Source organism: Nonomuraea sp. NPDC049637 (genome assembly GCF_040675235.1).
In the GTDB taxonomy this organism is placed as follows: domain Bacteria; phylum Actinomycetota; class Actinomycetes; order Streptosporangiales; family Streptosporangiaceae; genus Nonomuraea.
Genome location: NZ_JBFAOM010000001.1, coordinates 380,402 through 400,408, shown reverse-complemented (window position 1 = coordinate 400,408; position 20,007 = coordinate 380,402). Strand labels below are relative to the sequence as shown.

Annotated in this window: 16 protein-coding genes and 1 pseudogene; 13 read left to right on the top strand and 4 right to left on the bottom strand. The window is 69.9% G+C overall.

What is annotated here, in order from left to right; genetic code table 11:
* Positions 1 to 37 precede the first annotated feature (37 nt).
* On the bottom strand, positions 38 to 508 hold the full coding sequence (locus AB0J71_RS01905) for a pyridoxamine 5'-phosphate oxidase family protein (RefSeq protein WP_352326485.1): 471 nt from the start codon (positions 506 to 508) through the stop codon (positions 38 to 40).
* A 342-nt stretch (positions 509 to 850) separates the two neighbouring features.
* On the opposite strand from AB0J71_RS01905, the gene AB0J71_RS01900 reads away from it, so the two are divergent.
* From AB0J71_RS01900 to AB0J71_RS01855, 10 genes are all read left to right on the top strand, one after another.
* Entirely contained in the window at positions 851 to 2,494 is a 1,644-nt protein-coding gene (locus AB0J71_RS01900; RefSeq protein ID WP_352326487.1) for a chitobiase/beta-hexosaminidase C-terminal domain-containing protein, read from the top strand.
* A gap of 161 nt (positions 2,495 to 2,655) precedes the next feature.
* The gene (locus AB0J71_RS01895) at positions 2,656 to 3,099 is read left to right on the top strand and encodes a hypothetical protein (protein WP_364412011.1); all 444 of its coding nucleotides are present in this window, start codon (positions 2,656 to 2,658) and stop codon (positions 3,097 to 3,099) included.
* 74 nt (positions 3,100 to 3,173) lie between these two features.
* A complete protein-coding gene (locus AB0J71_RS01890) occupies positions 3,174 to 4,316 on the top strand; it encodes a histidine kinase (protein WP_364412008.1) in 1,143 nt (380 codons plus the stop codon).
* 5 nt (positions 4,317 to 4,321) lie between these two features.
* Positions 4,322 to 5,008 carry a response regulator transcription factor gene (locus tag AB0J71_RS01885; RefSeq protein ID WP_364412005.1) on the top strand — a complete coding sequence of 229 codons (687 nt, stop codon included), beginning with the start codon at positions 4,322 to 4,324 and terminating at the stop codon, positions 5,006 to 5,008.
* A 36-nt stretch (positions 5,009 to 5,044) separates the two neighbouring features.
* A complete protein-coding gene (locus tag AB0J71_RS01880) occupies positions 5,045 to 6,502 on the top strand; it encodes a hypothetical protein (protein ID WP_364412002.1) in 1,458 nt (485 codons plus the stop codon).
* A gap of 304 nt (positions 6,503 to 6,806) precedes the next feature.
* Positions 6,807 to 7,472 carry an FCD domain-containing protein gene (locus AB0J71_RS01875; RefSeq protein ID WP_352326492.1) on the top strand — a complete coding sequence of 222 codons (666 nt, stop codon included), beginning with the start codon at positions 6,807 to 6,809 and terminating at the stop codon, positions 7,470 to 7,472.
* Between the two features lie 103 nt (positions 7,473 to 7,575).
* Complete coding sequence (locus AB0J71_RS01870) at positions 7,576 to 8,352, top strand: ATP-binding cassette domain-containing protein (RefSeq protein WP_125647845.1); 777 nt, start codon at positions 7,576 to 7,578, stop codon at positions 8,350 to 8,352.
* Entirely contained in the window at positions 8,349 to 9,362 is a 1,014-nt protein-coding gene (locus tag AB0J71_RS01865; protein WP_352326494.1) for an ABC transporter permease, read from the top strand. Before AB0J71_RS01870 ends, AB0J71_RS01865 begins: the two co-directional genes overlap by 4 nt.
* Positions 9,363 to 9,416: 54 nt before the next feature.
* On the top strand, positions 9,417 to 10,388 hold the full coding sequence (locus tag AB0J71_RS01860; RefSeq protein ID WP_352326495.1) for an ABC transporter substrate-binding protein: 972 nt from the start codon (positions 9,417 to 9,419) through the stop codon (positions 10,386 to 10,388).
* 31 nt (positions 10,389 to 10,419) lie between these two features.
* Complete coding sequence (locus tag AB0J71_RS01855; RefSeq protein ID WP_364411999.1) at positions 10,420 to 13,755, top strand: GH116 family glycosyl hydrolase; 3,336 nt, start codon at positions 10,420 to 10,422, stop codon at positions 13,753 to 13,755.
* Between the two features lie 173 nt (positions 13,756 to 13,928).
* On the opposite strand, the gene AB0J71_RS01850 is transcribed toward AB0J71_RS01855, so the two are convergent.
* The 3 genes from AB0J71_RS01850 to AB0J71_RS01840 form a co-directional block, all read right to left on the bottom strand.
* Positions 13,929 to 14,480, bottom strand: coding sequence for a hypothetical protein (locus AB0J71_RS01850; protein ID WP_352327077.1), 552 nt, complete (start codon positions 14,478 to 14,480; stop codon positions 13,929 to 13,931).
* 371 nt (positions 14,481 to 14,851) lie between these two features.
* On the bottom strand, positions 14,852 to 15,796 hold the full coding sequence (locus tag AB0J71_RS01845; RefSeq protein ID WP_364411996.1) for a hypothetical protein: 945 nt from the start codon (positions 15,794 to 15,796) through the stop codon (positions 14,852 to 14,854).
* A gap of 94 nt (positions 15,797 to 15,890) precedes the next feature.
* Positions 15,891 to 16,190, bottom strand: a complete 300-nt coding sequence (locus tag AB0J71_RS01840; protein WP_352327075.1) for a hypothetical protein — start codon at positions 16,188 to 16,190, stop codon at positions 15,891 to 15,893.
* Positions 16,191 to 16,329: 139 nt separating this feature from the next.
* On the opposite strand from AB0J71_RS01840, the gene AB0J71_RS01835 reads away from it, so the two are divergent.
* The 3 genes and pseudogenes from AB0J71_RS01835 (at position 16,330) to AB0J71_RS01825 (ending at position 19,705) form a co-directional block, all read left to right on the top strand.
* Positions 16,330 to 16,518, top strand: coding sequence for a hypothetical protein (locus AB0J71_RS01835; protein ID WP_364411993.1), 189 nt, complete (start codon positions 16,330 to 16,332; stop codon positions 16,516 to 16,518).
* A gap of 1,200 nt (positions 16,519 to 17,718) precedes the next feature.
* A complete protein-coding gene (locus AB0J71_RS01830; RefSeq protein WP_020545593.1) occupies positions 17,719 to 17,925 on the top strand; it encodes a cold-shock protein in 207 nt (68 codons plus the stop codon).
* 352 nt (positions 17,926 to 18,277) lie between these two features.
* Positions 18,278 to 19,705 (top strand): annotated as a pseudogene (locus AB0J71_RS01825) (DEAD/DEAH box helicase).
* Positions 19,706 to 20,007: the final 302 nt, after the last annotated feature.

Below are 20,007 nucleotides of genomic sequence, written 5' to 3'. Positions count from 1 at the left end.
CCGGCCGACGCCCCGCCCGCGGCCTTCCGCGGCCGCGTCATTCCGGAGGCGTCCAGATGCGGCTGCGGAGATCGGTGCCGCGGATCACCTGGACGCGCCAGGGTTCGAGGCGCAGGACGTGCAGCGCGGGGTCGTCGGGCGACCGCCAGAAGGCCCCGAGGTCGTAACCGGCCCCGCGCGGGCTGGTCGCCCGGTAGAGGTCCCAGACCCGGCGCTTGGTCGCCAGGTCGTCGACCCAGGCAGCGGTGGCGTCGATGGCGACCGAGCTGTTGCCGGGCTTCCAGTAGGAGAAGGAGGTGTGCGGATTGCCCGCGAGGTGGGCCGCCTTGACCGGCGTCCGGTAGGTGGCCAGCCACCCGCGCGGCCGCCCGTCCACGGTCTCCCAGACGGGGATGAGGATGCGGGTGCGGGGACGGTTCTTGGCGTCGACGGTGACCATGGTGGCGTACCGGATGGCCCCGACGTAGGCGTTGAACTCGCTCTCGATCTCGGCGAATGACGTGGTCATCGACGGCACTCCTTCTGGCTCGATCCGTCTTCGGTGACCAGGGCATCGTGCGTCACCGTGCGGAGGCCGCGGAAGACGGCACTTGAAAGGCACCGAGTTACCGCACGGGAACCGCTCCCGACCAGGAAAGACGTGCGGGACGCCTCGACCGCGTCGCCCGGCGCGGGGAGTGCGCGGACGGAGTCCTCGGCGGGCGGGATGCTCACTTCTTACCTTGCAGGTCGTGCGGACTTCATGCAGGTCGCCGTTTCCGTACACCTTGGTGCTCCAGGTTCTAGTCGTTCACTTTTGAAGCACGTGTCGCGGCGCCGAGCGCGCCGCGGCAAGATCGGGGAGCACCACATGAGACATGCCGACTTCACCGTCCGCCGGGAACCGGCTGCCTGGCGCCACCTCGCAGCAGTCTCGGTCGGCATCGGTCTGGGGCTCTTCCCGCTGGCACAGAGCGCGTCGGCCGTCCCGGGCGGGACGCCGCAGGCCCCGGCGTTCAGTGTCGAGGGCGGTCGTTTCGAGCAGGCGGTGTCCGTCGAGCTGCGGGCCGGGCAGGGCGAGACGATCCGCTACACCACCGACGGCAGCATTCCCACCAAGAGCAGCCCGACCTTCGCCGGCAAGCCCATCCGCATCACCGAGGACACGAACCTGACGGCCCGCGCCTTCAAGGGCAACCAGGCCGGCGCCGTCAAGTCCGAGGGGTACCTCATTCGCGAGGGAGAGCAGCCGATCGCCCGCCTGATGATCGTCTCGGACGTGCACATCGGGAGCTACGAGGCTGACCGCGACCGCTGGTCGTCCTACTTCGACACCATCGCGGCGGTCACGGGCACCCCGGACGCCATCCTCTCCAACGGCGACATGATCAACGACAACTGGGACGGGCGCGGCAAGGACCACCAGTTGACCGCCCGCATCTTCAAGGAGAACCTCGCGCGCAAGGGCATGAACGCCACCCAGGTGTTCATGTCGTACGGAAACCACGACGCGACCCTGGCCGAGCTCCGTGCGGGCTACCCCAAGGAGTGGTTCCCCGACTCCGGCGGCGGCTACTACCGCACGGACGTCAAGGGCGTCCCGTTGATCACGGTCAACACCGAGAACTACTCCGCGGCCCAGGCCACCTGGCTGCGTGAACAACTCGGGCAGATCTCCGCGGACCCCGCCTACCGCGACCTGCCGATCATCGTCCAGGGGCACCGGCCGGCTCCGGGAACCGTGATGGACGGCCAGCAGACCAGCAACCCGCGCCTCACCGAGGACCTGTCGAAGTTCCCGCGCGCCGTCTACTTCTCGGGCCATTCGCATCTGAACGTGAACGACCCGCGCTCGATCCACCAGAAGAGCTTCACCGCGGTCAACGACGGCAGCTCGTCCTACATCGAGATCGACCACGGATACCAGATGCTCGACGCCGAAGGGCAGCTGGCCAATCGCTTCGAGACCCCCACCGCCCAGGGGCTGGCCGTCGAGGTCTACCGGGGCCGCACCGTCGTCAACCGCGTCAACCTCAACGCCGACCTCCACGACATCTACACCGGCGGTAAGTGGTCGGCGAACTGGAAGCCCCCGTTCCAGAGCGACGGCACGCTGGCGGGAAGGTCCTGGGAGATCAGGACGGCCGGCGACGACGCCCAGGTCGTGCGGAACTTCACCTACACCGACGCCAACCGCAACCGCACGGCCCCGTCCTGGACGTCCCCGCACCCGCTGACGGCCCAGGCCGGCAAGGACGGCCGGCTTGCGCTGCGCATCGAACAGGCCGCGGACGACGAGCTGGTGTACCACTACAAGGTGCGCGTCACCCGCGCCGACAACGGGGCCGAGGTGCTCAACACCAAGGTCGCCAACCGCTTCGACGTGGTGCCCGCCGCCGCCTCCATGGACATCCCGGTCCCGGTCCAGCGCGACGGCGCGCGGTACCGCGCGGAGGTCGTCGCGGTCGACGCGCAGGGCAACCAGTCGCCTGTCGCCGCGGACGTGCTGAAGTAGCACGTCGCCCCGGTTCAAGGTGAACGCCGGCGCCGCCGGCCTGGCTCGCAGGCTGACCGCCTCGGCCCGGCCGGCGGGACCGCGGATCCATCGCCGGCGGCCTCCGCCGGGCCATCCGGACAGAGCAGAGCTCCTGAGCCGGAGTGCATAGACTTGTCCTCATGTTCGACGACAAAACGCAGGAGACCCTGCGGCGCCTGCTGGACCTCGCCGAACACCCCTCCACCCCGGACGCCGAGCGGGCGCTGGCATTCGTACGGATCCGCGCCCTGGTGGCGGTGCCGGCCGACGACGCCCGCCGCAGGGCGCCCGTGGCCGGCATGGACGCCCGACTGCTCACCAAGCTCAAACCGCTGCAGCGGCACGTGGACGAGGACCTGGTCGACGACGTGCACGGCGACCTGCACTCCTTCGGCATCCGTTACCGGCTGGTCTCGGAGGTCGCCGGCGAACTGGCCCACATCCTCGACCTGCGCTCCCGCCTCGCCCCCGACAAACGACACCGCCACGACGACGGCGTACGCCAGACGGCCGCCAGGCTGACCTACCTCCTGGAGCGCTCCGACGGCTTCCGCACCTCCCGCTGGCGCACCAGACGCGGCTGACCCGCCCGCCCCCGAGAAACGGACCGCCGGCCGGGCGAGCACGGTGCTGATCGCGTCTCTCAAGGAGTCTCCGCATGTCAGCAGCAACACCTTCCGAGGGGCGCGCCCGCGGGGCCCGGACGCTTCGTACCGCCGGGTTATCCGGTCCGAGGGGCGACGCCGCGATCGCGGCGCTCACCACCGCGGCCACCCTCGGCCCGCTGCTGGTGCCCGATCCGAAGGCGTGGTGGATCGTCGGGCTGGGCGCGCTCGCCTCCGCGCCCGTCTACTGGCGCAGGCGCGCGCCCATGGCCGTGGCGCTGTTGGTCGGCGCGGCGATGACCGTCATGGTCTTCTGGGAGAAGCCGTTCCTGCCGTTCGGCCCCCTGGTCGCCGTCTACACCATCGCCGACGTCAGCCCCAGGTGGAAGCGCCTGGCCGCGATCCCGGCGGTCGCCGTCATCGTCGGCGTCTCCCTGGCGCTGCCCGGGGAGGACAGCGAGATCTTCCGCCTGATGGGCACCGCCTTCGTGGCCGCCTACGCGCTCGGCACCAGCGCCCGCGCGAGCCGGTCGCGCACCGCGGAACTGGCCGAACGGGCCCGCCGCCGGGAACAGGAGCACATCGCCGCGGCGGCGGAGGAACGGGCGCGGATCGCGCGTGACATGCACGACATCATCACGCACGCCGTCGGGCTGATGGTCGTCCAGGCCGAGGCGGGGCCCGTGGTCGTACGGAGCGACGCGCCCAGGGCCGAGGCCGTCTTCGACGCGATCGCCGACACCGGCAGGGGAGCGCTCACCGAGCTGCGCGGCCTGCTCACCGCGCTGCGCGCGTCGGCCGTTCCGGAGGGGGAGGGCCTCGGGCCCGCCCAGCCGAGCCTGGACGGACTCGCCTCACTGGCCGCACGCAGCGGCCTGGACGTGGCCATCACCGTGAAGGGCGAGCGGCGGCGGACATCGGGCAGCCTGGAAGCCGCCGTCTACCGGATCGTCCAGGAAGCCCTCACCAACGTGCGCAAACACGCCGGGGTGCGCGACGTGCGGCTGCACCTGCGCTGGACCGCGCGCGAACTGCTCGTCGAGATCGCCGACGACGGCGGCGGGTCACGTCGCGACGGCGGCGGCTACGGCCTGATCGGCATGCGCGAACGTGCGACCGCGTACGGCGGCACGCTCACCGCGGGACCGGGACAGGACGGCGGATTCCTCGTCAGAGCCGCCTTTCCGCTTGAATAGCGCGCATGCTGCGCGTGCTCATCGCCGACGACCAGGATCTCTTCCGCGCCGGGTTCGGCCTGATCCTCGGCGCCCAGCCGGACATGCTGGTGGTCGGCGAGGCGGCGGACGGCGACGAGGCGATCGCGCTGGCCGGGCGGCTGCGTCCGGACGTGGTCCTGATGGACGTGCGGATGCCGGGCAGGAACGGCATCGAGGCCACCAGGGAGATCTGCGCGACCACCGCCGCCAAGGTGCTCGTCCTGACCATGTTCGACCTGGACGAGTACGTCTACGACGCCGTCCGCGCGGGCGCCAGCGGCTTCCTGCTCAAGGACATCCGCCGCGACGAGCTGGCGCACGCGGTGCGCACCGTGGCCGCCGGTGAGGCGTTGCTGGCGCCCGCCGCCACCCGCAGGCTGCTGGAGAGCCTGGTCAGACGGCCGGCCCACGGCCCGATGCCGCGGCTGGCGGGACGGCTGGCGGCGCTCACCGAACGGGAACGCGAAACGCTCCGGCTGGTCGCCCGCGGACTGTCCAACGCCGAGATCGCCGCCGCGCTCGTGGTCACCGAGCACACGGTCAAGACGCACGTCAGCCGCATCCTGACCAAGCTGGACCTGCGGGATCGGGTGCAGGCGGCGGTGTTCGCCTACGAATGCGGCCTCGTGGTCGCCGGTGAGAGTGACATCGGAGATCACACTCACGACTGACGCGCCACCAGGGTGGCCGCCAGCAGCATCGTCGTCATGAAACGTGTCCTGATCGCGCTCGCCGCGGCTCTCGTCTCGGCTGTCCTGCTGCACTTCGGCACCGGCCTGCACCCCGTGGCCTGGCTGACGTGGCTCGCCCCCTTGCCCGTGCTGCTCGCCGCTCCCCGGGTGGGGGGAGGCTGGGCCTTCGCCGCGGGCGCCCTGGCCTGGCTGGGCGGGCAGCTGCAGTGGTGGCCGTACTTCACCGGGACGCTGGAGACGCCCGTCCCGGTGGCGGCCGGCCTGCTCGCCGGACCGGCGCTGCTGTACGGCCTCGGCGTGCTGCTGCACCGTGCGCTGCTGGCCAGGCGGCGGCCGCTGTCGGCCGTGCTCGCCGTACCGGCGTCGTGGGTCGGCGTCGAATACCTGATGGCGGTGGCCGGACCGCACGGCGCCTGGTGGAGCCTGGCCTATACGCAGGCCGACGTGCTGCCCGTCCTGCAGACCGCCTCCGTCGCCGGCGTCTGGGGGATCACCTTCCTGCTCCTGCTCGTGCCCGCCGCGCTGGCCGCGCTGCTCGCGCCGGGCGCGACCCGCCGGCTCTCCGTCGCGGTGACCGCGGGCGCGTTGGTGGCGCCGGCCCTGGCGTACGGCTTCGCCCGGCTCGGCGCCGACGGCGGCCAAGACGGCGGGCAGGACGGCGGGCAGCGCCGCGAGGTCGCGCTGATCTCCACCGACGACCCGCGCGACACCGTGGAACTCGACTCCCCGCAGGGGCGCGACCTGCTCCGGCGCTACCGCCGGGCCGTCGACGCGGCCGCCGCCCGCGGTGCCGAGATCGTGCTGCTGCCGGAGAAGACGTTCGAGACGGTCACCGCCCGCCTGCCGCTGGCCGGGCCGGGAGTGGTGGTCGTCGCCGGCGTCGCGCTCCGCGCCGGCGCGACGTGGACCAACAGCGCGCTGGCCTACCCGTCCGGGGCCCGCTACGACAAGCACCACATGATCCCCGGGCTGGAGCCGGAGTTCACGCCCGGAAGCACGCTGACCCTGCTCGGCCGGACCACGACGGGCCTGATCGTCTGCAAGGACCTCGACTTCCCCTGGCTGGTACGGCAGTACCGCCAGGCCGGCGCGACGACGCTGCTCGCCCCCGCCTGGGACTTCGACGACGACGCCTGGCTGCACAGCCGCATGGCGCTGGTCCGCGGGGTGGAGAGCGGGTTGTCGGTGGCGCGCGCGGCCCGCCAGGGCCTTCTCACGGTGAGCGACACCCGGGGACGGGTGCTGGCCGAAGGCCGCAGCGGCAAGCCCGGCGTGACCACGGTGTTCGCGACGCTGCCGGAGCAGGGCGCCTCGACCGTCTACGCCGGCCTGGGCGACTGGGCCGCCTGGTGCTCGGTCGCGATGCTGCTCATCGCCCTCGCCCGGCTCCGCGTCCGCCGCTCCGCACACCGCACTGTCCGCCCCTCCACGGGCGGGCAGGCTCCCGGTGCGCCCGTCCGACCGCAGGGGTGAACCTGCTTCCAGGCTGGGATTAACCCGATGTTTGGGCTCCGCCCGCAGCAGAGAATCGCAATAAATAGGCACGAAAGCCCCGCCGGATCGGGCGGGGTCTGTTGCGAATACGTTAAACATGGGCTTATTGACACCATCTCGCCGCCGAGCATACGGTGCTGCTACCCGCAAACATCGGGTCGATTTGACGAAGTTCTCGCGACGTAGGTAACAACTCGACGATCACTCGCGGCGACGGCGCAGGCGATCCGTCAAGATGGGAGGCGCGCAAGAAGGGAGCCCAGTGACGCTCACGGACAATGCCGTGGACAGAATCCGTCAGATGATCATCACCGGCGAGCTTCAGCCCGGTGACCGTCTACCGGCTGAGAAGGAGCTGGCCGCCCGGCTCGGCCTGTCGAGGAACTCGCTGCGGGAGGCGGTTCGCGCACTCACCATGATGCGTGTGCTGCACACCCGGCGCGGCGACGGCACGTACGTGACAAGTCTGGACCCTGAGCTGCTGCTCGGCACCATGAGCATGGTCGTCGACCTGCACCAGGACAGTACGATCCGGCACTTCCTGGAGGTGCGCCGGCTGCTGGAGCCGGAGGTGACCGCCATGGCGGCGCTGCACATCGACAGGGACGCGCTCGGCGAGCTGGCCGCGCTCCAGGCCGAGGCCACCGAACTCGTCGCCGCCCAGCCGGCCGACCGCGCGCGACTGCGCAAGAACGGCGAGTCCTTCCACGGAGTCATCGCCCGTGCGTCGGGCAACCCCGTCCTGGCCACCATCGTCGAGACCATGTCGGGCAAGACGCTCCGGCCCCACGCCTGGTGCGGGATGACCGGCGAGTCCGACCTGCACCTGACCCTCACCGAACATCAGGCGATCTACGAGGCCCTGACCGCCGGTGACAGCTACCGTGCCCGCATCAGGGCGGCCGCGCACATCGCCGGCATCGAGGACGCCATCCTCACCGCTCACTGACCGTCCTGTCCTCCCCCCGCCACGACGTGGCGGAAGCCTGCCCGAAAACACCCCCCGTCGAAAGGACGATGCGCCATGCCTGCCCTGTCCCTCGGAGGCCGTGATGGCTGAGCCGCTGCTGGAGGCCCGCGGCATCCGCAAGCGGTTCGACCACGTCGACGCGCTGAGAGGAGCCGACTTCACCGCCTACGCGGGCGAGATCGTCTCGCTCATCGGCGACAACGGCGCGGGCAAGAGCACGCTGGTGAAAGTGCTGTCAGGCGCGGTACGGCCGGACAGCGGCCGGATCCTCCTGGACGGAGAGCCCGTCGCCTTCTCCTCGCCGACCGACGCCCAGGCGGCCGGGATCGAGACCGTCTACCAGGATCTCGCCCTGGCGCCCGCGCTCGGCCCGGCGGCCAACCTCTTCATGGGCCGCGAGGTGACCCGCCGTGGCCCGCTGGGCAGGCTCGGCTTCCTCGACAAGGCGAGCATGCGGGACAGCACGATCAAGGAGCTGGCCTCCCTCGGCGTGCGCCTGGCCGACGTGGACGGCCCGATCTCGACCCTGTCCGGAGGGCAGCGGCAGAGTGTGGCGATCGTCCGGGCGGTCACCTGGGCCAAACGGGTGATCTTCATGGACGAGCCCACGGCCGCGCTCGGCGTCGTCCAGACCAGACGCGTGCTCGACCTGATCCGCCAGGTACGCGACCGCGGGATCGCGGTGGTTCTGATCAGTCACAGCATGCCGCAGGTGCTCGAGGTGTCCGACCGGATCGAGGTGCTCAGGCTCGGCGCCCGGGTCGCCCGGTTCACCACGGGCGAGGCCAAGGCCGAGGACCTCGTCGCCGCCATGACCGGCCTGCTCACTCACGGCGTGACTCTGGAGGAGACGGCATGACGTCGGTATCGATCGAGGAGGCCGCCAGGCCGTCGGCGGGGCTGCGCCGCAGGCTCACCGCGTCCCCGCTCACCTACCTGTCCGCCTCGCTGGCGGCGATGATCGCGGTCTTCTCGGCCGCGGCGCCCGAGGCGTTCCTGTCGGCCTACAACATCCAGACGATGCTGACGGTCACCTCCGTGTTGCTGGTGTTGTCCGTCGGCATGACGTTCGTGATCGCGACCGCGGGCATCGACCTGTCGGTCGGCTCGGTGCTGGTCTTCTCGGCGGTGATGTCCCTGCGGACGATGACCGCGCTGGGCGGCTCCGGATTCGGCGTCGTGCTGGCCGGATTCGCCGTCGCCGTGGTGTCCGGCGTGGTCTGGGGCACGTTGAACGGCCTGCTCGTGGCCAAGGCGAAGGTCCCCGCGCTGATCTCCACGCTCGGCACGATGGGCGCGGCCCTGGGCATCGCGCAGCTCGTCACCGGCGGCAACGACCTGTCCGGCGTGCCCAAGGCACTGTACGAGACGGTCGGCCTCGGCAAGCTCTTCGGCGTCGTGCCCTGGCTGGTCGTGATCGCGCTCGTGGTGACCGTCGCCGGAGCGGTGGTGCTGAACCAGACCAGGTTCGGCCGGTACACGCTGTTCGTCGGCTCGGGCGCCGAGGCGGCGCGCCGGTCGGGCATCAACGTCGACCTGCACCTGATCAAGGTGTACGGCCTGGCAGGGCTGCTCGCCGGGGTGGCCGGCTTCCTCGACCTCGCCTTGTTCGCCAGCGCCAACATCGCCGGTCACTCCACCGACAACCTCCAGGCCGTGGCCGCCGTGGTGCTCGGGGGGACCAGCCTGTTCGGCGGTGTGGCCACCATCCCCGGCACCGTGATCGGCGTCTTCATCCCCGCGGTGCTGCAGAACGGTTTCGTCATCCTCAAGGTGCAGACCTTCTGGCAGGAGGTCGCGATCGGCGTGGTCCTCGTCCTCGCCGTCTACATCGACCAGCTCAAGCGCAAGTCGCGCGAGAAGTCGTAGCCCCCTCGTCCCAGACGAGAGACACCCCCCGTTTCGAGAAGAGGTCATGTCAGCATGCGCACAAGCGTCCTGTCACTGTCGGTCGCGGTCCTCGCCCTGGTCGCCGGCTGCTCGGGAACCGGCGGACCGGCGGCCGGCGGCAGCGAGCCGTACAAGATCACCTATGTCCAGGGGATGGCGGGAAACCCGTTCTTCACCTCGCTGACCTGCGGCGCGCAGGAGCGCGCCAAGGAGCTCGGCGTGCAGTTCGACGCGCAGGGCGGCAAGGACTACAGCCCGCAGAGTCAGACCCCGATCCTCAACGGCGTCATCGCGCAGAAGCCCGACGCGATCGTCATCTCACCGATGGCGGGGGAGGCCATGGTCCCGGCCCTGAGCAAGGCCAAGGCGGCGGGCATCAAGCTGGTCTTCGCCGACTCGGTCGCCGACGACGCGACCCTCGCGGTCTCGCAGATCGCCTCCGACAACTACGCGGGAGGCGTGCTGGCCGCGCAGACCCTCGCCAAGCAGGTCGGGGAGAAGGGCAAGGTCATGGTGATGGGCGCCAAGCCCGGCATCTCCACGACCGACGCCCGGCAGAAGGGCTTCGAGGACGAGATCGGCAAGCACTCGGGGATCACCTACCTGGGGCCGCAGTACAGCGAGAGTCAGCCGGCGACGGCCACGTCCAAGTTCGCCGCCGTGTTCGCCGCCAACTCCGACCTGGCCGGAGTGTTCGCGGTCAGCACGCAGGAGGTCGAAGGGGTCGCCACCGGCGTGCAGAACGCGTCGAAGGCGGGGCAGGTGCACATCGTCGGCTTCGACACCTCCGACCCGATCCTCGACGACGTCAGGAACGGCGTCGTCGAGTCGCTGATCGTCCAGCAGCCGCTGCAGATGGGCGTGGACGCCGTCACCCAGGCCGTCGCCGCGCTGAAGGGCGAGGCGACCACTCCCAAGATCTCCACGCCGTTCGTCGTGCTGACCAAGGACAACATGACCCAGCCCGACGTCGCGAAGTTCATCTACAAGACGACCTGCGACTGATCGACGGGCGACCCCCTTCAGGAGAACACCCATGCGCACACCATCCGGACGACTCATCACGTTGGCCGTTGGCGGCCTGCTGGTCCTGCCCGCCGTCGTCGTCGATCTCCCCGCCCAGGCCGCCGACGCCTTCACCGAGAACTTCGAGAGCGGCACGCTGCCCGCAGGCTGGCGGATCGTCTCGGGCTCCTTCGGCCAGCTCATCACCGACCGGGCCGTCAACCACAACGACAGCAGGCCGTACAACAGGCAGGGCGCCTACCACCTGTCCACCCTGGAGAGCCCCACCCAGACGCCGGACGACGGCTACCGCGGCGTGGTCGTCTCCGGGACGTTCACCATCGCCCAGCCGGTCGTCTCCATGCTGGTCGGCGGCGGCAGCGGCGCGAACACCTACGTCGCGGTCTGCGCCTACGACGAGACCAGGCCCGACGGCTGCGGGCAGGAGCTCGCCGTCGCCCGGGGCGACAGCGCCGAAGTCATGGCCCGGCGCCTGCTCGACGTGTCCGCGCACATCGGCGAACGCGCGATCGTCAAGGTGGTGGACGACTCCACCAGCGGCTGGGGCCACATCACGGTCGACGACATCCGCAACGACCTGCCCGCCACACCCGGCGAGGTCCGGGTGGCCCGCACGGCGAGCCGGACGACGCTGACGTGGGACCCCGCCATCGGCGGACAGGTCTACGCGGTCTACCGCTCCACCGAGCGCGACTCCGGCTTCACCAAACTCGGCGAGGTCTCCGGGACGAGCTTCACCGACCGGGCGACCGGCCCGGACACGGCCTACTTCTACGCGGTGTCCGCGCTCTCGTCGGGCGCAGAGTCCGGCAAGGTGTACGCCTACGCCCGGCCGTACGCCGACCTGCGGGCACGCGGGGACACGGTCACCTACGCGGGACAGAACCTCACCGACACCCGATTCCCGGTGGGCCCGCTCGGCTCGGCAGGCATCGTGCACGACGGCACAGGCGCCAGACCAACCTGGTGGATCTTCAACAACCTCGGCCGCGGCGGCTGGCACCTGGAGGCCGACACCTACCAGAAGGGCAGGCTGCCCAACAGCTTCTTCGCGGTGCGCGCCAAGGCCGCGGGCGGACGGCCGGTGGTGCGGGCGCTGCAGACGACCGGGGTGGGCGCGTTCGAGCCGATGAAGTCGCTCACCCAGCAGGGTGAGTACCCGATCCTGAACTATCAGTACAAGGACGAGTCGCTGCCGGTCGAGGTCTCCACCGAGGTCCTCAACCCGATGATCCCGGGCGACGTCAAGGACTCGGCCATCCCCACCGCGATCTACAACATCACCGTCAAGAACCCGGGCCGGCGGCCCGCCGAGGTGTCGATGCTGGCCGCGCAGCAGAACGCGGTCGGTTTCAACGGCTACGACACGATCGGCGGCGCCGGCAACCGAGTCGTGGCGGGCTACGGGGACAACCGCACCGTGTTCGACGGCAAGAATCTACGCATGACCGGCAAGCAGGGCGCGGGCGGCATGAACCTCGCCGCGCTGGCCGGCGGCGTCACCGGCACCGCCGCCTGGACCACGCTCGACGCCCTGCACGGCGACCTCGCCGACGACGGCGCGCTCGCCGGCCCCGCCGACGCCGGCAGCCCGGCGGCGAACACCACCGTGGACGGCGCACTGGCGGCCACGGTGACGGTCGAGCCCGGTGCGTCCAAGACAATCCCCGTCGTGCTGAGCTGGCACTTCCCCGGCGCCCAGAACTTCAACGGCGGCCCGGGCCGGCAGTACGAGAACTGGTGGACCGGCGCCGACGCCGTCGCCGGTTACGTCGAGGACAACCTCGGCCGGTTGATCGGCCGGACGAGGCTCTACCACGACACCGTCTACGACTCGAACCTGCCCCAGTACCTGCTCGACCGGGTCACCTCGGCCACCGCGCTGCTGCACACCCCGACCGTGTGGTGGGCCAAGAACGGCTTCTTCGGCGCCCGCGAGGGCTGGGGCTGCTGTCCGGGCATGCCCACCCACGTCTTCCACTACGCCCAGAGCCAGGCCTGGCTGTGGCCCGAGGTCGGGCAGCGCTGGACCCAGCAGTGGCTGGACAACATGGACTCCGCGGGCAAGATCCCGATGCGGTTCGACAGCGACGCCGGCTTCACCCTCGACGGGCAGACCGGCGTCATCCTCTCGGCGTACCGGACCTATCAGACCACGGACCGGGCCTGGGTGACGGCCAACTGGCCGAAGATCAAGTCGGCGATGGAGTACGTGGTCGCCCAGGCCGACCCCGACCGGGACGGCGTGCTGACCGGCATCCACAACACCACGCTCGACGGCGGCGAGACCGGCGACGGGTCCTGGCTCGGCTCGCTCTACCTGGCCGCCGTCAACGCCTCGGCCAAGATGGCCGAACTCGCCGGCGACCGTACGGCCAAGGCAGGTTATGACACGATCTACGCCTCCGGCCGGACGAAGCAGAGCCGGCGGTTCTTCAACGGCGAGTACTTCCACGAGGTCTACTCGCCCCAGGGACACTCCTACGGCGACGGCGTCGAGATCGACATGCTGCTCGGCCAGTGGTGGTCCACCCAGCTCGGCCTCGGCGACATCTACCCGTCGGCCGACATCACCACGGCCGCCAAGAACCTGTTCCGCCACAATTTCAAGGAGCACTTCCTCGGTTACGACGTCAGCCACCAGTTCCGGCAGTACGTGGAGGAGACCGACGCCGGCTTGCAGATGATGACCTGGCCGAAGAACCCCAAACCGGGTAACAGCCCGCTCTACTTCGACGAGGTCATGTCCGGATTCGAGTATTCGGCGGCGGCGCTGATGCTCCAGCGTGGCCTGCTCGATGAGGGCCTGCGCGTGGTCAAGGCAGTCTCCGACCGCTACGACGGCCGCGCCAGGACCGAGCACATCAGCGCGGACCCGTGCTCGACAGGCGACGGTACCGGCAGCCCGTTCGGTGACGACGAGTGTGGCAAATGGTACGGAAGGACTCTGTCGTCCTGGTCGTTGCTGACGGCGATGCAGGGTTTCGCCTTCGACGGGCCTGCCCAGAAGGTGACCTTCGCCCCGACCTGGAAGCCGGAGGACCACCGCTCCTTCTTCAGCACCGGCGCCGCCTGGGGCACGTTCGCCCAGAAGCGGGCCGGTCTCACCCAGAACGACGTCCTCACCCTGAAGTACGGCACCGCGACGGTGCGGACAGTCGACCTGGAGCTGGCGGCGGCCGGGACCCCCAAGCACGTCAAGGCATACCTCGACGGCAGACCCGTGACCGCCACCGCCACCGCCACCGCCTCCGCCTCCGCCGAAGGGACGCGCCTGACCGTGATCCTTGCCCGGCCCGCCGTCCTCAAGGCCGGTTCGGCCCTGCGCGTCCACGTGGTGCGATGAGCTCCCGGCAAGGCCGGGGCGGGTAGTGCCCCGAAGGCCGGTGGGTCAACGCCCTGGCCCAGGCGTTGACCCACCGGCCGGGCGAACTCCGGCCCGGCGAACCGCCACCCCGCCCGCGCGGCTCCGCGGCCGCGCGCCCGGCCGCCGGCGCCAGGGTCGTGGCCGTCGCAGGGTCAGACGATGGTGAGCGTCGTCAGGCCGGTCGCCCGGGTGAGCCCGGTGGTCAGGCACTGCAGCAGTTCGGTCTGGACGAGCGTGATGGTCTCCACCGCGTGGCGGCCCTGGAAACGGCCTCCGACGATCGGGCCGGTGAACGTGGTGACCACCTGACCGCCCACGGCGGTGCTGCTCCCGCTGCCGTCGATGACGCTGCTGTCGCCGGTGTTCCACTTGATGATCCGCTCGCCCTGGAACGGGTCGAGGAGGTCGTTGCAGCCGACGAAGATGGTGAACACCTCGTCGTAGGCCCCGCTCGCCACCTGGCCCGTACTGTCGAGGCAGGAACTGAACCGGCCCCGCACCGTGAGCGTGACGTTCCGCGGCGTCAGGACGACCCCCGGGTTGTACGTGACGGTCTCGGTCCCCTGACACTGCACGAGCGCGGCCGCGTAGGCCGGACGCGCGGCCGGAGCGGCCGCACTGAGGGCGATCACGCTGACGGCGGCGACCGCGGCGGCGATCAGCGCGCGCAGGACCCGGCTTCGCCGAGCTGAACGAAAGCTCACAGGACGCTCCCTAGGGGGATGAACGGCAGGGCATTGACGGGGCGACGTTCACGACCGGAACCACGGGTACGTAGACATGACAGCCTCACCAGCGGTTCCGTGATATGCCCCTGAGGGTTGCAGATCCGTACCTCGCCGACACGCAGTGTGACCTCCGGCGTCCGTCAGGGCCGCGGCCCGCGGCGCCGTCCTCGCGCCGCACTGCTCGCAGGACCTCGCGTACGCCGCCCCGGCGCACGAGATCGCCCGGACGTCCTCTCCTCGATCGACGTGACGTGACCAACACCCTCACCTTCACCGACCTCCATCCCTGCCCCCGCCCGCCACCGGGCGTGTGGCGGCCGTCGTGATGCCGAGGTGCGGTCGTACTCTCAGCACACCGGGTTCCGGTAGCGGGAGAGGCGGAGTTCGAAGCCGGTCTCTCGGCCAGAGGCCGAGAGGGCGGCACCGAGGCTCGACGCGGCGCTCCAGAGCCAGGGACGTACGTGCCGGAGAGGGGAGTGCTCCGGCTCGGCACAAATGGCTTGGCGCAGGGCCAGACGACGACGTTGGAGCAGGTCCAGGTCCGCCGCCGGATCGTGCACGGCTCGCTGACGTCCGTCGCGGGCGGTGGCCTCGACCATGGCCATGACCGTGTCCTCGGTGGGCGCCGGCTCGGCTCTCGTCGTGCCGGCCCGCTGAGCCCGCTGCTCTCGCTGAGTCGATTGCGTCGGCTGCGTCCGCTGGGCTCGCCAGTCGGACCAGCTGGATCCGATGCCGGCCAACGCCTCCAGCAGCGTGGCGAGGGCATGCTGTTCCGCGTCCGTGCCCCGGCCCCAGACCTGCGTCAACAGGGGCAGGACCTGAGCCCAGGTGACGTGTGCGAGCCTGACGCCGTCCTGGCCGGCCGGCGGGGCGAAGGTGAGCGGTGGAGTCAGGTAGGTGAGGTCGACGCGGAGGCCGGGATGGTGATGGCGGGCGAGCGTGGCGTAGGTGGCCAGCTGGCCCCGCCGGTGGCTGGAGGTCTCCGTCTTCAGTTCGATCATCCAGAGGCGGTCCGGCCACAGCGCGGCGTAGTCGGGGGCCCCGCCCTGCTCGTCGTCGTGCCGTGGACGCAGTTCGAACTCGTCCACGAACAGCGGTGGCGTCCGCCAGTCGCCCTGACCGAACGACAGCTCGTCCAGTGATCGCAGGAACCGGGCTCCCTGAGGCGACGGCCGGGAGCGGCTGTTCCAGGGAGGGTAGGGACCCGCCACGATGAGCATGGTCAGGAGGCGCTGGCAGTATTCCTCCCTGCCCAGCCGCAGACGTCCTAAGAGATGAAGGGGATCTTCCATGCCCACAGCGTGGCCCTCTCTCACCGGGGCTCAGGCGGGCGGACGCCTGCCTGAGCCCCTTGCCGATCTCATCGCTGCGCAGTGCGCCGGTCGATCAGGGGAGGTACACCTCGAAGTAGTAGCCCGGCGCCCAGAGGCCGCCCCCGCGGAACCAGTGGCAGCCGGCGAGGGCGGTGTACAGGCCGCTGTCGGCGGCGTTGTCGAAGCCGGCGTCGCAGTCGGCCAGCGTCTGGTAGGGGCCCCGCAGGTACCAGTCGGGCGCCGGCCAGCCGGCCGCGCCGGTCCGGGCTGTGGCGGTGGCGGAGGTGGTGGCGGAGGCTGGTGCGGTCCCGGCCAGGACGCTGACGCCCAGCGCTACGGCGACTACGGCGGAGGGTAATCGGCGGATCCTCATCGCGGGTGACTCCTCACGGTCGGGATGGAGAAACACCTTCGAGTGAGCACCGGCCTCGGGTAATCGTCAAGATCTGGGTTCGACGCGGCATCTCCCGGCGCTGGCCGGCTGGCACGAGCGTGCGCAACGAAGGCCGCCGGTGCCGTTGCCCGACCTGCGTCATGGAGCTGCGGCGTGGGGGCATGCCGGCATCGTGCTGACCGCCGACGTCTACGTCTCGGTGCTGCCGCAGCTGTATCACGACAGCGTCCGGGCGACGGCGCGGCCGGTGCTGAAGGCTGTACGGGGGGCCAATCGGAAGATCGGCAAGGCACGGGAGACGACGTGACTCACATGTGGCTCACCGTGACTCATGGTCAGATGACGCGACTACCTATGCTCGTGAAGCCGCCGATCGGCGTAGTAAGGCGAGTGGGACTTGAACCCACGACCCACGGATTATGAGAATCCTTGGTTGATGTCGCTCGGTGTCACGGAGTGCTGTTTTGTATTGTCGTGGCCGGAATTATCCCCGTCGTCGTGTCGGTCTGTGCCGACGCGTGCCGTGCTGTATCGCGTACACACGAGCAACCACCGAGCAACCATGCGTTCTTGACCATCGGCACTAGGCGCCATTTGTCCCCCATCTCGGCGCGGCTGACTGGGGCCAGGCTTGCGTGGTGAACTCGAATTTTGCGGCGGACCGAGCTGTGCGAGCAACCACCGAGCAGTCATCGCGTGGTCATTTGCGTTCACAGGCAGGATGGCTCGCAGCGGACCTCGGATGCGATGCATGGTCTGCCTGACGTGCATGGACGTGCTTTCCGGCAGGCGCACAGTTGGGGGCCGGTGCCCGGGACGGGCGGGCCCTGGGTCCAGTTGCCGCCCACGCGCAGCTCCCACCACTGGTGCGGCTCCCAGTCGCAATCGTGCACGCTGAGCTGCCTGATATCCCGTCCGCCTAGAAGCATTTGCCGCGACTCTTGATGCGGTACCAGCCCGGGCCGCCGTACTCGGCGACCGGCTGGTTCTCGACCAGGTGGGCGACCCGATGTGTCACTGGAGTATTAGCCGATCCTCGACTGGCGAGCGGCCCGCTGCCGCCGAGTACCTCGCCGACCTGCCGGTCTGCTCGGTCGTACAGGCAGGCCGCGCTGGCCGGGACACCTGCGGGGCCCGGAACCGTAAGCCTTTCCCAGCCTGAATGGCGGCCTCTTTGATGAGCTGCAGGACGAGGAGATTGCCTGGCCGATCGGGATGGCGCGGTGCGGGCAACAGCGCAGTTGGACCTGGAACTTGCAGGTCAAGGCGGCGATGGCGCGCGGATGAGGTCGGCGTCGGCGGGGGCATGCGCAGCACGCCGGCACATGTGCTAGATTGGGATCAGTTGCAGTTGTGGTACCCATAAAGACTTTGTGTGCACCTGACGGTATGTAGCCTCAGGTGCATTTTTTGTTCTCCGGTCATTTCCGGGTGTGTGGTCCTATCGCGGCGACGCGGAATCCGTTCGATGCGGATTTCGGCTTTGCACCCATCGAAGGAGATCAACATGGCTTCTGGCACCGTGAAGTGGTTCAACGCGGAAAAGGGCTTCGGCTTCATCGAGCAGGACGGCGGCGGCGCCGACGTCTTCGCGCACTACTCCAACATCGTCGCCAACGGCGGCTACCGTGAGCTGCGCGAGGGCCAGAAGGTGGCCTTCGACGTCACGCAGGGCCAGAAGGGCCCGCAGGCCGAGAACATCGTTCCCGCCTGACACTGCGCACCACGTAGCCGGGGCCCGCGCCGCAGGGCGCGGTCCCCGGCGCGTTGCTTTTGTGGCATCCATCGTGCCGTGATGACCTCACAACCCGAGAAGCACAGCATGTCTGTTCTTCCGCCGCACACCGGATGCACCACCGATGGCTCCGGTTCGGGCATAGGCCCGCTCCAGTTCCAGGGCGCCGCATCACAGCCGCGTTCTTCCCGGCGAAAGCCGACCATTTCGACGTACGAGCCCAGGCTGTTTCCGCCGGCTCGACTCGTCTTTCTTCGGCTCGTGCTAGCTGTTCTTGTGCCGCTCATCGCGCCGAGGATCCTGACACGTGCCGCATCGAGGAAGGTTCTGCATGAACCACGCAACTCGCGCGCACGATCGCAACTCTTCGCCCCGTACGGGCGGCTCCGCCCGAAGCAGGGGCGGCCGATTCAGCTCTCCGGCTCAGGGCCGTTCAGGCGCCTCCAACCGGTCCGGCAACGGGCGGCGTCCCGCCGCGCTCCAGAGAGAGTTCGCGCTGCCGGTCACCGTAACCCCGGCCCTGCCGGCAGCCGCGACATTCGCTGAACTGAGCATGCCGCCCGCACTGCTCAAGGTGCTCAGCGGCCTGGGCGTGAACGAACCGTTCCCCATCCAGGCGGCCACGCTGCCGAACTCCCTGGCCGGCCGGGACGTCCTGGGACGGGGGCGCACCGGGTCGGGCAAGACACTCGCCTTCGGCCTGGCCCTGCTCGTCCGCACCTCCGGACAGCGGGCACAATCGCGGCGACCGCTCGCCCTGATCCTCGTCCCCACCAGGGAACTGGCCCAGCAGGTCACCGATGCGCTCACGCCGTAAGCCCAAGCACTGAAGCTGCGGCTGGCCACGGTCGTCGGCGGCATGTCGATCAGCCGCCAGGCCCATGCGCTGCGCAACGGTGCCGAGGTCGTCATCGCGACCCCGGGACGGCTCAGAGATCTCATCGAACGCGGCGACTGCAGCCTGGACCAGGTCGGCATCACCGTGCTGGACGAGGCCGACCAGATGGCCGACATGGGCTTCATGCCGCAGATCACCCACCTGCTCGACCAGGTGCGCCCAGATGGCCAGCGGATGCTGTTCTCCGCCACTTTGGACCGCAACGTCGATCTGCTGGTCCGCCGCTATCTGAGCGACCCGGTGGTCCATTCGGTCGACCCTTCGGCGGGCGCGGTCACCACGATGGAGCACCACGTGCTGCACATCCAGGGCGCCGACAAGCAGGCCACCACTGTGGAGATCGCTGCTCGCGACGGTCGGGTGATCATGTTCCTGGACACCAAGCACGCTGTGGACCGGCTCACCGAACAGCTGCTGAACAGCGGAGTGCGCGCCGCCGCGCTGCACGGAGGCAAGTCCCAGCCCCAGCGCACGCGCACCCTCGCCGAGTTCAAGAGCGGCCACGTCACGGCGCTGGTGGCGACCAACGTCGCGGCCCGCGGCATCCACGTCGACGACCTGGACCTCGTCGTCAACGTCGACCCGCCGAGCGACCACAAGGACTACCTGCACCGCGGCGGCCGCACCGCCCGCGCCGGCGAGTCCGGCAGCGTCGTCACCCTGGTGCTGCCCAATCAGCGCCGTGACATGACCCGCTTGATGGCCGACGCCGGTATCGTCCCGCAGACCAGCGAGGTCCGTTCGGGCGAGGCCGAGCTGAGGCGTATCACGGGCGCCCAGGCTCCCTCAGGCATCCCTGTGACGATCACCACACCGGTTGTCAGTCGCCGGTCGGGACGGAACGGCAGACGATTCCGGTAGCAGCGGATGGGGACTCGCCCAAGGCCAGGCAGTTGAGGCTTTTGGGCTGTTGGCAAGAGTGCTGAAGAGATCGGCGGGCGGTGTGGATACCCGGCCGATCTTGCGGATGAGTTGGCTGCCGGCCCAGCGGGACAGTTGCCGCTACATGGTATCGAGGGTGACATCGCGGAGGTGGCGGGCGATGCCCCGGGCTGGTCAGGGGCGGTTGGGGTCATGGTGGAGCAGGGCCAGGACCTGTTGTTGTCTGCGCTGCTCGGCCGGGGCGATGGACGACCGGCTCAAGGTCGAGAAAGATCGAGGCT